We start from the raw sequence: 14,041 nt of genomic DNA, 5'->3' as shown, positions 1-14,041 counted from the left end.
GGCCCTTGGTGTCAGGCAGGGCATTCGCCGACTCACCTTGCCCACATTCCACGGCGAATCGGGTCAAGGGACTCATCTGAGGGATGGCAGAAAGTTGGTCCGTTACCGCAGACTGTGGTTGCGGTCCTGGCTGGGAGCTTAAAATTCGCCTTTTGTAGGTCTCATGTCCCACACATGAGTCCACCAAGGGTAACCTTCAGCGATCGTGCGGGTATGTCCCACAATGCGTAGAACGAATGAGGGGCCATGAAAGGTCGCGTGCTGGTCGTCGACGACGATGCCGCTCTCGCCGAGATGCTTGGCATCGTGTTGCGCGGAGAAGGCTTCGAACCATCCTTTGTCTCCGACGGCGACAAGGCCCTCGACGCGTTCCGGGATACACGCCCGGACCTGGTCCTGCTCGACCTGATGCTGCCGGGGGCCGACGGCATCGACGTCGCACGCAGGATCAGGGCGGAGTCGGGGGTTCCGATCGTCATGCTCACCGCCAAGAGCGACACGATCGACATCGTGCTCGGCCTCGAGTCGGGGGCCGACGACTACATCGTCAAGCCGTTCAAGCCGAAGGAGCTGGTGGCGCGGGTGCGGGCGCGGCTGCGCCGCACCGACGAGCCCACCCCCGAGATCCTGCAGATCGGCGACATCACCATCGACGTGGCCGGCCACTCGGTCAAGCGCGGCGAGGAGACCATCAACCTGACGCCGCTCGAGTTCGACCTGCTCGTCGCGCTGGCCCGCAAGCCGCGCCAGGTGTTCACCCGCGAGGTGCTGCTGGAGCAGGTCTGGGGCTACCGGCACGCGGCCGACACCAGGCTGGTCAACGTGCACGTGCAGCGGCTCAGGGCCAAGATCGAGAGAGACCCGGAGCACCCCGAGATCGTGGTGACGGTCCGGGGCGTCGGCTACAAGGCCGGACCGGCCTAGCCTTCGCCCCCTCCCCGCCATGCCGCCGCCGAAGACGAAGCGTTTTCGCCGCCGGACCCTCCGCCAGATCCTCGGCGGCGTCCGCCGGCGGGCGCGTCGTGCGGCGGGTACGGTGCGGCGCGTCTGGCGGCGCTCGCTCCAGCTCCAGGTCGTCACCAGCACGCTGGTCATCTCCGTGACCGTGGTGGTCGTGCTGGGCGTCTTCCTGTCCGACCAGATCAACAAGTCGGTCATCACCGGCCGCCAGGACGCGGCCGCCGGCGAGGCCTTCGCCGACCGCGTGCAGATCGCCGACGCGCTCAACCAGGAGCTCGACGACCAGGCCAAACCCGCCTCCGGCAAGAACGCCCCCGCCGACCCGCTCGACGCCGTCATGGAGACCATCACCGGCTCCGGCGACGACGGCTCGAAGAAACGCTACGAGGTGCTGATCCTCAACCCGGCCAGCCCGGGCAGGTCGCGCGCCTCGGGCAACGTGATGCCGGCGAACGTGCCCGAGCCGCTCCAGCAGTGGCTGCACCGCCAGGTCGAGAAGGTCCCCAACGACAAGCCCTACCTGCACAAGGCGTACATCAAGTTCACCGGCGAGAGCCAGTCCAGGCTCACCCTGGTCATCGGTGGCCTGGTCAGCGTCGACGGCGGCGCGACCTACGAGGTCTACCACTTCTTCCCGTTCAGCGAGGAAGAGCAGATGCTGTCCAACGTCCGGCTGGCCATCGTGGTGGTCGGCTTCGGGCTCGTGCTGCTGCTCGCCGCGATCGCCTCGCTGGTCACCCGCCAGGTCGTGAGCCCGGTGCGGCTGGCGCGGCAGGCCGCCGAGCGGCTGGCCTCGGGCAAGCTCGACGAGCGGCTCAGGGTGCGCGGCGAGGACGACCTGGCCCGCCTGGCGGCCTCGTTCAACGAGATGGCCGGCAACCTGGCGCTCAAGATCCACCAGCTGGAGGAGCTGTCGCAGGTCCAGCGGCAGTTCGTCTCCGACGTCTCCCACGAGCTGCGCACCCCGCTGACCACCGTGCGCATGGCCGCCGACCTGCTGTACGACGCCCGCGAGGACTTCGAGCCGATGGCCGCCCGCTCGGCCGAGCTCATGCAGGCCCAGCTCGAACGGTTCGAGTCGATGCTGGCCGACCTGCTGGAGATCAGCCGCTACGACGCCGGCGCCGCCACGCTCGACCTCGACTCGGTCGACGTGCGTGACGTGGTTCTGCGCGCGATCGGCGACTCCGAGGCGCTGGCCGAGCGCCACAACACCCGCTTCGAGCTCAGGCTGCCCAACGAGCCGTGCATGGCCGAGGTCGACAACCGCCGCGTCGAGCGCATCCTGCGCAACCTGCTGTTCAACGCCATCGAGCACGGCGAGGGCAAGGACGTCGTGGTGACCGTGGGCGCCGACCGTGACGCCGTGGCCGTCGCCGTACGCGACCACGGGATCGGGCTGAAGCCGGGCGAGGAGACCCTGGTGTTCGACCGGTTCTGGCGCGCCGACCCGTCGCGGGCCAGGACCATCGGCGGCACCGGGCTCGGCCTGGCGATCTCCCGCGAGGACGCCACGCTGCACGGCGGCTGGTTGCAGGCGTGGGGCCAGCCGGGGGAGGGCACGCAGTTCAGGCTGACGCTGCCCCGGGAGGCCGGCGCCGATCTCAAGGGCTCGCCGCTGTCGCTGGTGCCGCCGGAGATCGAGATGCGCCGCACCTGGCGCGGGCAGATGACGCCGGTGCTGCTGCCGGCGACGGGGGACGGAGCCGGCCATGACGAGGACTAGCCGGCTCGGCGCCGCCCTGGTGCTCGCGGCCGCCGTGGCGTGCGCGGGGTCGGGCTGCGCGGTGATCCCCGTCGGAGGGCCGTTCCCCGTGGAGGAGGCCGGCGGAGGCGACCTGAGCAAGCCGTTCCAGCGCATGATCGCGGTCTCGCCCCGCGACGACTGGAGCCCCCAGCAGGTGGTGCAGGGGCTGCAGGCCGCGATGGCCGCCTACGCCGACGACCCCGAGGTGCTGCCCGGCTACCTGACGGGCGAGGCCGCGAAGACCTGGCGGCCGGACGGCCCGGTCACCGTGATCGGCAACACTCCCAAGTACGAGTACGTGGGCAAGGGCGACGGCAAGGAGGTCCGCATCAGGCTGACCGGCACCCCGGTCGCCCGGATCGAGGACGACGACACCTACGTGCCCATCTCGGGCGCGCAGCCCCAGCGGATCGACTTCCTGCTCCTGCAGAACGAACAGGGCGCCTACCGCGTCACGTCGATGGAAGGCGGCTCCGGCCTGCTGCTCACGCAGGACGACGTGAGCCGCGCGTACCGGCCGACGAGCCTCTACTACCTGGCCGGACCGCCCGGCGTGGCCGACCCGGCGACCGACCGGCGGCTGGTGGCCGACCGGGTGCGGCTGCGCGTCAAGCCCACGGAGAACTTCGCCGAGACCATCGTCAGACGCCTGCTCCAGGGCCCGAGCAGGGCTCTGTCGGGCGCGGTCGGCAGCGTCTTCCCGCAGGGCCTGAGCGTCAGGTCGGTCCGCTCGGCCGACGACCGCGTGGTGGTCAACCTGAGCGGCCCGATCGACGCCGGCGGCGTCTTCGCCGACGGGCTCAAGGCCCAGCTGAAGTGGAGCCTCAACGCCAACAACGTGGCCAACGGCCGGATCATCGAGGTGCAGCTCGACGGCGAGCCGTTCTTCTCGTCCGAGGCGCTGACGATCCCCGCCATCCTGCGCGAGGAGTGGCTGGACAACGACGTCCGCCCCGCCTACTACACGAGCAAGGGGGCGGTCCACTCGCTGAACGACGACGGCGCGGGCAACGCCGTCCAGGGCCCCGCCGGTCAGCCGGGCGAGACCTACACGAACCTGGCGATGTCCGGCGGCGGCGATCTGATCGCGGGCAAGCACCAGGGCGGTGGCGGCATCTGGGTCACCCGCGTCGCCCCGGACGGCCGGTGGGAGCAGTGGATCCCCGGCAACGAGCTCACGGCCCCGTCCTGGCATCGCGACGGCACCCTGTGGACCTACGACAAGGCCGCCGGAGCCGTGCTGCGCTGCGATGTGACGGCCGGTCGCGGCCCCGAGCGCGTCGCCGCGCCCGGCCTTGACAACCTCGACGTCACCCGGCTCCGGATCGCCAGGGACGGTGTCCGGGTCGCGGTGACCATCGGCGAGAACCAGGTCATGATCGGCGCGATCACCAGTGGGGCCGGCGCCACGATGCTGGGCAACTTCCAGACGCTGACCACGGTCAAGGACGAGGAGATCAGGGACATCGCCTGGCGAGACGGCGAGCGGCTGCTGGTGCTCGTGCAGAGCAACGCCGTACAGAGCGTCAGGGAGATCAACATCGGCGACGGCGAGACCACGCAGCTTCCCACAGGCAACAAGGGGCTCAAGAGCCTCACCGCGCTGAGTGACCGCGTCCTGGCCGCCACGCAGGACGGCGGCGAGGTCCTCGAGTTCAAGCGCGAGTCGCAGGCCTGGACGTCCAAGGTGGAGTCCGACGCCGACAGCCCCCTCTTCCCCCTGGGCTGACGCGCCGGAAGCTGACGCCCCGGAAACCGTCGGTGACGGTGGGCATGCTGGCGGTGTGCTGACTGCCCTGCTGGATCTGCTCCTGCCGCAGCCGTGCGTGGGCTGTGGCGTGAGGGGCGCCCCGCTCTGCGACCGCTGCCAGGAGGGTCTCTTCGCCGACCCGGCGCGCCGCTCGCCCAGCCCGCGCCCGCCGGGGCTGCCCGAGTGCTGGTCGGCGGCCGACTACGCGGGTCCCGTCCGGCGGGCCATCGTCTCCTACAAGGAACGGGCTCAGGTGGCGCTCGCCGCGCCCCTGGCCGACGCGCTGGCCTTCACCGTGGCCTTCGGGATGGCTTCCGAGGTGTCCGCCGGGATGCCCGCCGGGATGCCCGCGGTGATGGCAACCAGGATGTCCGCCGGGATGCCCGGCCGCCCAGGGGCGGGCGGGTTCACGCTGGTGCCGGTGCCGAGCGCGCGCCGCACCCGTCGGGCGAGGGGGCATGACCCCGTCGGGCGGCTGGCCGCGCTGACCGCCGCCCGGCTGGGGCGGCTCGGTCATCGGGCAGAGGTGCGCCACGTGCTGGCCCCGGCCCGGCGCGTGGCCGACCAGACCGGTCTGGGCGCCGCGGGCCGGGCCGCCAACCTGGCCGGCTCGCTGCGCCTGGCCGGGCCCGTCGACGGTCCCGTGGTGCTGGTGGACGACCTGGTGACCACCGGTTCCACCCTGGCCGAGGCCGCCAGGGCACTTCGCGCGGGCGGCGCGCCGGTGCTCTTCGCCGCGACGGTGGCGGCGACACGCCGAAGATCTCAAGAAGGATACGGTGACCCTCTGTGAAGAAAGATCCAATGAGAGGTGGTCGCCAGATCGTGATATATCGCTCACCTCTGGACGCTGACCGACCAGCTCAGCGTCCATCGATCCCATGCCCATACGGGGTGCTCCGTATCAACCGGTGCACCCTTCACCCCCGTAACAAAGTACGAAAATCACGGAAAGTGATCATTTGGGGGTTTGTCCGGCTGACATCAGCCGCCGAGGAGAGATAGCGTTCAGACATGGCACCCGTTCGGGTCCGTGGTTGCGCAGGGTCGGGGCTCCCGGCTCTGCTAGCCGATGCCAGCCGCAGGCGAAACGGTCCACGTAAGGCGACTCTTTGTCGATCGAGCACGGTGCGGCTTAGGGGTAAGTCCTGCCTCCCCGAGGGTCCAGATGTCCCTCGTCAGGAGAGAAGGGCAGTAGTGGCGACAGAGCTGCGAACCCCTCAGCAGGCGGATGTGGGGTCGAAGACCAGGTCGGCCGGGCGGGTGCCACCCGAGATCCCGGTGACGCGACGTCGGAAGAGGGTACCGGTGAGAGAAAGGCAAGTAAAAGGCCCCGTCCGGCAGGCGCATCGTCGGGCGCTCGTTCTCAGTCGTTAGACGAAGGGGGGCTGTTGTATGGACATCATCGTCAAGGGCCGGCACACAGGAGTGAGCGATCGGTTCCGAGACCACGTGACGACCAAGCTGGCCAGGATCGAGCGCCTGGACAGCAAGCTCATCCGAGTCGATGTGGAGGTGTCCAAGGAGCGCAACCCGCGACTCGCCCAGCAGCGCGAGCGCGTGGAGCTGACCATCCACTCCCGGGGGCCGGCGATCCGTGCCGAAGCCTCCGCCGATGACCGATTCGGCGCTCTCGATCTGGCCCTCGACAAGCTGGAAGGCCGCATGCGCAGGCTCGCCGACCGGCGCAAGGTCCACCATGGCAACCACGCCCCGCCCTCGGTGGCGGAGATCACCGCGACGCTGCCCGACGTCGCCGATCTGACGCCCAGCGAGACCAAGCCGGTCGAGCCCGAGGAAGACGAGCTGCCGGACGACAGGCAGTACGACGACATCGTCCCCATCGAGATGGACGGGGACGGCCCGCTCATCGTGAGGGAGAAGTTTCACAAAGCCGATCCCATGACCATCGACCAGGCCCTCCTCGAGATGGAGCTGGTCGGCCACGACTTTTACCTGTTCCGCGACAAGGAGAGCGGCCAGCCGTGTGTCGTGTACAACCGGCGTGGCTACAACTACGGCGTGTTGCGGCTCGTGGAGCCCTGATACGGTCTTAAAAGATCTTCTCGACCACCCGAGAACCGTGGCACCCGTGCCATCATGGCGGTTCGACGGCTCTGGCCCCCCGACGAGGAGGAGACGTGAGCGAGCTCAGTCAGGTGATGGGCGAGCGAACCGAGGTCGCGAGGCGGATCAAGGAGGCCTCGTGACAGAGTCCAGCGAGACCGGCGCGCCGAGTGGCGAGCCCATCCGTGTGCTGATCGTCGACGATCACGAACTGATCAGGCGGAGCCTGGCACTGGCGCTGGCGGCCGAGCCGGATATCGAGGTGGTCGGTGAGGCGAGCGACGGGCAGGAGGCGGTCGAGGCGGCCGATCGCCTCATGCCCGACGTGGCGCTGATGGACGTGCGGATGCCCCGGCAGGACGGCATCGAGGCGACGAAGGGCATCAAGGCCTCGGTGCCGAGCACCCGGATCATCATGCTGACCGTCAGCGACGAGGAGGAGGACCTGTTCGAGGCCATCAAGGCCGGCGCGACGGGCTACCTCCTCAAGGACGTGCAGATCAACGACGTGCCCGCCGCGGTGCGTGGGGTGCACGAAGGGCAGTCGCTCATCAACCCGGCCATGGCCGCGAAGCTCATCAGTGAGTTCGCGAACATGAGCCGCAAGGAGAGCGAGCGGCCGCCCCAGCTGCCGGTGCCCAGGCTGACCGACCGCGAGATGGAGGTGCTCCGTCTGGTCGCCAAGGGCATGAACAACCGCGAGATCGCCAAGCAGTTGTTCATCAGCGAGAACACCGTGAAGAACCACGTCCGCAACATCCTGGACAAGCTCCAGCTGCACTCGCGCATGGAGGCCGTGGTCTACGCGGTGCGCGAGCGCATGCTGGAGATCACCTGACGCCGGCCGCCAGGTGGGCGGCGAGCTCCGGGTCGGCGCGCTCGACTCGTACGGCGTCGCAACCCACCCAGTCGGCGGCCGACCAGAGGGCGTCGCCGATCGCGCCGGCCCACTTGGCGGCGCTGAGCCCGGGTTCGAGGCTGACCTGCCGGGCGACCAGGGTGGTGCCCTCGCGCGCCGGGTCGACCCGGCCGATCAGCCGGCCGCCGGCCAGCACCGGCATGGTGAAGTAGCCGTGGACGCGCTTGTGCTTGGGCACGTAGAGCTCCAGCTGGTAGGCGAAGCCGAAGACCCGCTCGGTGCGGCCGCGGTGCCAGATGAGCGAGTCGAACGGTGACACGAGCGTCGTGCGGTGCCGGCCGCGGGGCTGGGACTCCAGGGCGGCGGGATCGGCCCACGCGCCCGCCTGGCCCCTCTTGGCTGGCCAGCCGGCGACGTTCACGGGCACCAGCCCGGCGGCGCCGCTGAGCAGGCTCTCGTCGAGCATCGCGGCGTGGCGGCCCTTGAGCCGCAGGAAGTCGATCAGGTCGCCCCGGGTCGCGACGCCCAGCGAACGGCCCGCGACACGCGCGAGCCGCAGCACGCATTCCTCGTCGGAGAGCTCCTCGGCCAGGAGGTCGGCGGGCACCACCCGTTCGGCCAGGTCGTAGACGCGGCGCCAGCCGACGCGGCGGGTGCAGACCAGCTCGCCGATGTCGAGCAGCCACTCCAGACCGATCTTGGAGTCGGACCAGTCCCACCACTCGCCGGTCGAGCCGTCGGCCTTGACGGGGCGTGCGCCGCCCACGTCGGCGGTCGTCACCGGGCCGGAGTCGCGGACCTGCCGCAGCAAGGTGTCCACGTGGTCGGGGACCTCGTGCCAGCGGTAGCGGCGCTCGCGGAAGGCGCGGCGGCGGAACGCGTAGAGCGGCCAGTGCTCGATGGGCAGGATGCAGGCGGCGTGGCACCAGTATTCGAAGCTCTGAGCGGGGTTGTGCCAGTAGGCGCGCTCGACCTTGGGGCGGCTGACCGCGCCCAGCCGGGCGTAGGCGACCAGCTCGTGGGAGCGGGCGACGGTCGAGATCGTGTCGAGCTGGACCGCGCCGAGTCTGCGGAGCATGCCGTGCACCCCGCCTCGCCGGACGTCAGCTCCGAGCAACCCCTGCGCCCACAGGATGATCCGGCGTGCCTCGTCGGCCGTCAGATCGGACATTGCGCTGATTTCGTACGGCAAAGCATGCCGCGCATGCTAGCGGCGGGCACCGACAGAACGCGATGCCCGCCGCCGGCCTGGAATCAGCGGTGGTCTTCGACCGACATCCCCACGCGGGGCGCGTCGACCACGACATCGGTGAAGATGTCGAAGACGAGTGCCAGGATCCCTCCGACGACCAGCAGGCCGACGCCGACCCAGATCAGGGTCCAGCTCGCCATGGTCATCCCGAACCCAGCGACGATGAAGGCGATCAGCATGACCGTGACGGCGAGCCACGAAGACGCGCGTCCGCCGTGACTGCCCAGATTCTCGGTCTGTTCCGTCTTCGTGCCTTCAACCATGACAAAATCCTTCCCTTGCCGGATATCCCGCCATTTGGTGCGAGCCGGCTGTCAACCGGCATACCCTCTGCCTAGGGCCCCATTCTCCCAGACTCGTTCGGCGCCCACGATGTCGCGGTGGCTGTGTCCGCTGGCGGAACCGCCTACCATGGCAACGGGGAAGTTTGTCTCGGCCTCTCCTCCTGGCGGCGCCGCCGGGGTAGACCTGCGAGGAGCTTTACATAAAGTGGTAGCCATTCTCGACAAGATCCTGCGTGCCGGCGAAGGCAAGATCCTGCGCAAGCTCAAGAGGATCGCAGACCAGGTCAACTCCATTGAGGACGACTTCACGAGCCTGTCCGACGCGGAGTTGCGCGCCCTGACGGACGAATACAAGCAGCGCCACGCCGACGGTGAGTCGCTCGACGACCTGCTTCCCGAGGCGTTCGCCACCGTGCGCGAGGCGGCCCGCCGCGTGCTCGGCCAGCGGCCCTTCGACGTGCAGATCATGGGTGGGGCCAATCTCCACATGGGCAACATCTCCGAGATGAAGACCGGTGAGGGCAAGACGCTCACCTGCACCCTTCCCGCCTATCTCAACGCCCTGTCCGGCAAGGGCGTCCACGTGGTCACGGTCAACGACTACCTGGTCAAGGTCGGCGCCGAGAACATGGGGCGCGTCTACCGGTTCCTCGGTCTCGAGGTCGGCATGATCCTGTCCGGGCAGCCGTCCGAGGAGCGCCGCCGGCAGTACGAAGCCGACATCACCTACGGCACCAACAACGAGTTCGGCTTCGACTACCTCCGCGACAACATGGCCTGGTCGCTCGACGAGTGCGTGCAGCGCGGCCACAACTTCGCGATCGTCGACGAGGTCGACTCCATCCTCATCGACGAGGCCCGCACGCCGCTGATCATCTCCGGTCCCGGCGAGCAGTCCGGCAAATGGTATGCCGAGTTCGCCAAGATCGTGCCCCGCCTGCGCAAGGGCGTCGAGGCCAAGAACCCCGGCGAGGAGAGCACCGGCGACTACGTCGTCGACGAGAAGAAGCGCACGGTCGGCATCCTCGAATCGGGCGTCGCCAAGGTCGAGGACTGGCTCGGCATCGACAACCTCTACAAGCCCGAGCACACCCACCTGGTCGGCTTCCTGAACAACGCGCTCAAGGCCAAGGAGCTGTTCAAGAAGGACAAGGACTACATCGTCTCCGACGGCGAGGTCCTGATCGTCGACGAGTTCACCGGCCGAGTGCTGCACGGGCGCCGCTACAACGAGGGCATGCACCAGGCGATCGAGGCCAAGGAGAGCGTGAAGATCAAGGACGAGAACCAAACTCTCGCCACGATCACCCTCCAGAACTACTTCCGCCTCTACACCAAGCTGTCCGGCATGACCGGCACGGCCACGACCGAGGCCAACGAGTTCCACCAGACCTACAAGCTCGGCGTGGTGCCCGTCCCGACCAACCGGCCGATGATCCGCAAGGACCAGGCCGACGTCGTCTACAAGACCGAGGACGCCAAGTTCAACGCGGTCGTCGAGGACATCAAGGAGCGCTACGAGAACGGCCAGCCCGTCCTCGTCGGCACCACCTCGGTGGAGAAGTCCGAAAGGCTGTCCAAGGCGCTCAAGCGCCGCGGCGTGCCGCACGAGGTGCTCAACGCCAAGAACCACGCGCGTGAGGCCGCGATCGTGGCCGAGGCGGGCCGCAAGGGCGCCGTCACCGTCGCCACCAACATGGCCGGCCGCGGCACCGACATCATGCTCGGCGGCAACCCCGAGTTCCGCGCCGACCTCGAGCTGCGCCAGCGCGGGCTCGACCCGCTCGAGACGCCCGACGAGTACGAGAAGGCCTACCCCGAGGCGCTCGAGAAGGCCAAGGCGGCGGTCAAGACCGAGCACGACGAGGTCACCGAGCTCGGCGGCCTCTACGTCCTCGGCACCGAGCGCCACGAGTCGCGCCGCATCGACAACCAGCTGCGCGGTCGTTCCGGCCGCCAGGGCGACCCGGGCGAGTCGCGGTTCTACCTCTCGCTCGGCGACGACCTGATGCGTCTGTTCAACTCGGCCAGGGTCGAGATGATCATGACCAGGCTCAACATCCCCGACGAGCAGCCGATCGAGTCGGGCATCGTCTCCAAGGCCATCGCCTCCGCCCAGCACCAGGTCGAGACCCAGAACTTCGAGATCCGCAAGGACGTTCTGAAGTACGACGAGGTGATGAACCGCCAGCGCAAGGTCATCTACGCCGAGCGTCACCGCGTCCTGGAGGGCGCCGACCTGCACGAGCAGGTGCAGGGCTTCGTCGGCGACGTGATCGACGGCTATGTCGCGGGCGCCACGGGCGAGGGCTTCGCCGAGGAGTGGGACCTCGAGAAGCTGTGGAAGGCGTTCAGCGAGCTCTACCCGGTCACGCTCACGATCGACAACCTGATCGAGCAGGCCGGCGGTCGCGAGGAGCTCAGCGCCGACTTCATCTCCGAGAAGGTCAAGAAGGACGCGCTGGAGGCCTACGCCAGGCGTGAGGAGCAGCTCGGCCCGGAGGCGATGCGCGAGTTCGAGCGCCGGGTGATCCTGTCGGTCCTCGACCGCAAGTGGCGCGAGCACCTCTACGAGATGGACTACCTGCGCGAGGGCATCGGCATGCGGGCCTACGCGCAGAAGGACCCGCAGATCGAGTACCAACGCGAGGGCTACGAGATGTTCTCCGCGATGCTCGAGGGCATCAAGGAGGACTCGGTCGGCTTCCTGTTCAACATGGAGGTCGAGGTCCAGGAGAACCCGATCGTCGAGGAAGAGGACGCGATGGTGGCGGAGACCCGCTCGATCATCGCGCGCGGGCTGCGCGGGCCTGAGCGTCCCGCGGAGCTCGAATACTCCGCCCCCGGCGAGCAGGGCGACGTCGAGCACACCAGGGTCCGCACCAGTCAGGCCGAGCGGGCCGCCTACGGCAACGTCGAGCGCAACGCCCCGTGCCCCTGCGGCTCGGGCAAGAAGTACAAGCGCTGCCACGGCGACCCCAAGCACGCCCAGTCCTGATCCGGAGACGGCCCCGCCCACCTCGACGGGCGGGGCCGTTCCCTGCTCGTGGCCGGTGCGCGGTGCCTCCCGGGGCCGGCGGGCTCAGGCGGTTTCGACGTCGGTGACCAGCCACTGGACCCCGCGCCGTTCGAGCCGGACGGCGAGGACATGGCTGCGGTCGCCGCAGTGCACCAGCAGGCACATCTCCACGGCTCCGTCTCTCGGCTCCTTCACATGCGGCACCCCGGCGAACGGCGGTCTGCGGGACTCGATCATCCGGCCCGCCCGGACGAGCTCACGGTAGGCCTGGTCGGTGAGCCGTTCGGCGACGGTCTCGGGCGGGCGCCTGCCGGTGAGCACCTCGGCCAGCGCCTGTCCGAGCAGCCGCAGCCGCCGCTCGTCGGGGATCGAGCCCGGCGGGCCCCACACGAGGGGGCGTGGCTCCAGGGCGAGTGCTCCGCGCACCTGCGGGACCTGCTCGGGGCGCGGGTCGGACGACTCGGGGACGGGAGTGACGCGGGACAGCGCTGACATGGGCCCTCCAAGGGCATCCGGGGGGATGAGAAAGCGATACAAGGAGTTTTCGGCCCGGCCGCCAGATACGCCGGTCGCCAACTTTCCCGCGTTCGCCACCGTCCCGGCCGCATTGGTGGAGAAGATCACCTCGACCTGGATCGGGCATCCGCCGCCGTCTTCCGTGTTTCGGTCCGCCACGCCGAGGGCCCGGCCTGTCCCCAACCCGTTTCGGCCGGCGTCACCCACCTGCGCCGCACGGCCCGGGGTGCTCGGGAGGCTCACGACCGGACGGTCAGGGGTCAGGTCTCGGGGGTGCGGGCCTCGCCCGAGTCGACGTCGGGCTCCGGCTCACGGCCCGGCGTCAGGATGTCCAGCCTTCGGATCAGGAAGCTGAACACCACGTAGTAGACGACCCCGTAGACCACGCCGAGCAGGAGGATGCCCGGGAGGTTCTGGGTGTTGGACTTGCTGGCGTTGAGCAGCATGTCGAGCAGACCGGCGGAGAAGCCGAAGCCGAGCTGGCCGCCGATCAGCGTGGTGAGCGCCATCGCGAGTCCGGTCAGTACGGCGTGCACGACCAGCAGCAGAGGCGCCACGAAGATGAAGGCGAACTCGATCGGCTCGGTGATGCCGGTGACGAACGAGGCCAGGGCGGCCGAGAGCATGATGCCGCCCACCGCCGGACGCCGGTGCCGGGGAGCGGCCCGCCACATCGCGAGCGCGGCGGCCGGCAGCGCGAACATCATGATCGGGAAGAAACCGGCCATGAACTGCCCGGAGTGCTCGGCGCCGCCGAAGTAGCAGTTCCAGTCGCCGCCGAGGACCCGTCCGCCGACCTCGCACTGCGGCACGACGTGCCAGACGATCGAGTTGACGAAATGGTGCAGCCCGAGCGGGATCAGCAGCCGGTTGACCAGGCCGTAGATGCCGGTGCCCAGGGGGCCGAGAGTGGTCAGCGCCTCGCCCGCGTGGCCGATCCACTCGCCCAGGATCGGCCACACCCAGCCGATGAGCACGCCGAGCAGGAGCGCCACGATCGCGGTGACGATGGGCACGAACCGCCGACCACCGAAGAACGCCAGCCACGACGGCAGCTTGATCCGGTGGAACCGCTGCCAGAGCAGGGCGGTGACCAGACCCATCATGATGCCGCCGAGCACCTTGGTGGGGTTCTGCATGCCGTAGTTGACGATCTCCACGATGCCCTGGTCCTGGACCTGCCTGAGCAGGACGGTCTCCCTGATCCCGGAGCCGAAGAACATCACCTTGGTCACCCGGTCGAAGACCAGGTAGCCGACCACCGCGGCGAGCGCGGTCGTACCGTCGGACTTGCGCGCGAACCCGATCGCCACGCCCACGGCGAACAGCAGGGGCAGGTTCTCGAACAGCGCGGCTCCCGCGGCGGCCAGCACCTCGGCCACCTGGTTCATCCACGCGAACCCGGCCACGTCGGCCAGGCCGCCCGGCTCGGCGCCGTTGGAGCCGAGCATGTCGGGCTGGCCGAAGCGGAGCAGCAGCGCGGCGGCCGGCAGCGCGGCGATGGGCAGCATGAGGGAGCGGCCCAGGCGCTGGAGCACGTTCATCACGCGTGCGAACGGCGAAGGCCTGGCGGTGGTCTCGTTCACC

11 protein-coding genes are annotated in these 14,041 nt (G+C 69.2%); 7 read left to right on the top strand and 4 right to left on the bottom strand.

Features of this window, described 5'->3' with window-relative positions:
* The first annotated feature begins 246 nt into the window (after window positions 1-246).
* The 6 genes from mtrA (at window position 247) to IEY82_RS25430 (ending at window position 7,362) form a co-directional block, all read left to right on the top strand.
* Window positions 247-924 (top strand): MtrAB system response regulator MtrA, encoded by a 678-nt coding sequence (gene mtrA / locus IEY82_RS25455; protein ID WP_189126738.1) that lies wholly within the window; start codon window positions 247-249, stop codon window positions 922-924.
* A 19-nt stretch (window positions 925-943) separates the two neighbouring features.
* Complete coding sequence (gene mtrB / locus IEY82_RS25450) at window positions 944-2,686, top strand: MtrAB system histidine kinase MtrB (RefSeq protein WP_189126737.1); 1,743 nt, start codon at window positions 944-946, stop codon at window positions 2,684-2,686.
* Window positions 2,673-4,436, top strand: a complete 1,764-nt coding sequence (locus IEY82_RS25445) for an LpqB family beta-propeller domain-containing protein (protein ID WP_189126736.1) — start codon at window positions 2,673-2,675, stop codon at window positions 4,434-4,436. The genes mtrB and IEY82_RS25445 overlap by 14 nt, the downstream gene beginning before the upstream one ends.
* 55 nt (window positions 4,437-4,491) lie before the next feature.
* Window positions 4,492-5,250: a ComF family protein gene (locus tag IEY82_RS25440; protein WP_189126735.1), complete on the top strand. Its 759-nt coding sequence runs from the start codon at window positions 4,492-4,494 to the stop codon at window positions 5,248-5,250.
* Window positions 5,251-5,852: 602 nt separating this feature from the next.
* Entirely contained in the window at window positions 5,853-6,503 is a 651-nt protein-coding gene (hpf, locus tag IEY82_RS25435; protein WP_189126734.1) for a ribosome hibernation-promoting factor, HPF/YfiA family, read from the top strand.
* Window positions 6,504-6,663: 160 nt separating this feature from the next.
* Window positions 6,664-7,362 (top strand): response regulator, encoded by a 699-nt coding sequence (locus IEY82_RS25430; protein ID WP_189126733.1) that lies wholly within the window; start codon window positions 6,664-6,666, stop codon window positions 7,360-7,362.
* On the opposite strand, the gene IEY82_RS25425 is transcribed toward IEY82_RS25430, so the two are convergent.
* Together IEY82_RS25425 and IEY82_RS25420 are read right to left on the bottom strand one after the other, a co-directional pair.
* Complete coding sequence (locus IEY82_RS25425) at window positions 7,355-8,554, bottom strand: winged helix-turn-helix domain-containing protein (RefSeq protein ID WP_189126732.1); 1,200 nt, start codon at window positions 8,552-8,554, stop codon at window positions 7,355-7,357. The two genes, IEY82_RS25430 and IEY82_RS25425, sit on opposite strands and share 8 nt — an antisense overlap.
* Window positions 8,555-8,637: 83 nt before the next feature.
* Window positions 8,638-8,898: an HGxxPAAW family protein gene (locus IEY82_RS25420; protein WP_189126731.1), complete on the bottom strand. Its 261-nt coding sequence runs from the start codon at window positions 8,896-8,898 to the stop codon at window positions 8,638-8,640.
* A 226-nt stretch (window positions 8,899-9,124) separates the two neighbouring features.
* Between IEY82_RS25420 and secA the strand changes: the two genes are divergently transcribed.
* Window positions 9,125-11,917, top strand: coding sequence for a preprotein translocase subunit SecA (gene secA, locus IEY82_RS25415; RefSeq protein ID WP_189126730.1), 2,793 nt, complete (start codon window positions 9,125-9,127; stop codon window positions 11,915-11,917).
* 84 nt (window positions 11,918-12,001) lie between these two features.
* On the opposite strand, the gene IEY82_RS25410 is transcribed toward secA, so the two are convergent.
* Entirely contained in the window at window positions 12,002-12,433 is a 432-nt protein-coding gene (locus tag IEY82_RS25410; RefSeq protein WP_225262698.1) for an Rv3235 family protein, read from the bottom strand.
* 281 nt (window positions 12,434-12,714) lie between these two features.
* A complete protein-coding gene (locus IEY82_RS25405) occupies window positions 12,715-14,040 on the bottom strand; it encodes a PTS transporter subunit EIIC (protein ID WP_225262701.1) in 1,326 nt (441 codons plus the stop codon).
* Window position 14,041 lies beyond the last annotated feature (1 nt).

The organism is Nonomuraea cavernae, assembly GCF_014646355.1.
Classification (GTDB): domain Bacteria; phylum Actinomycetota; class Actinomycetes; order Streptosporangiales; family Streptosporangiaceae; genus Nonomuraea; species Nonomuraea cavernae.
This window is presented reverse-complemented; position numbering and strand designations above follow the sequence as displayed.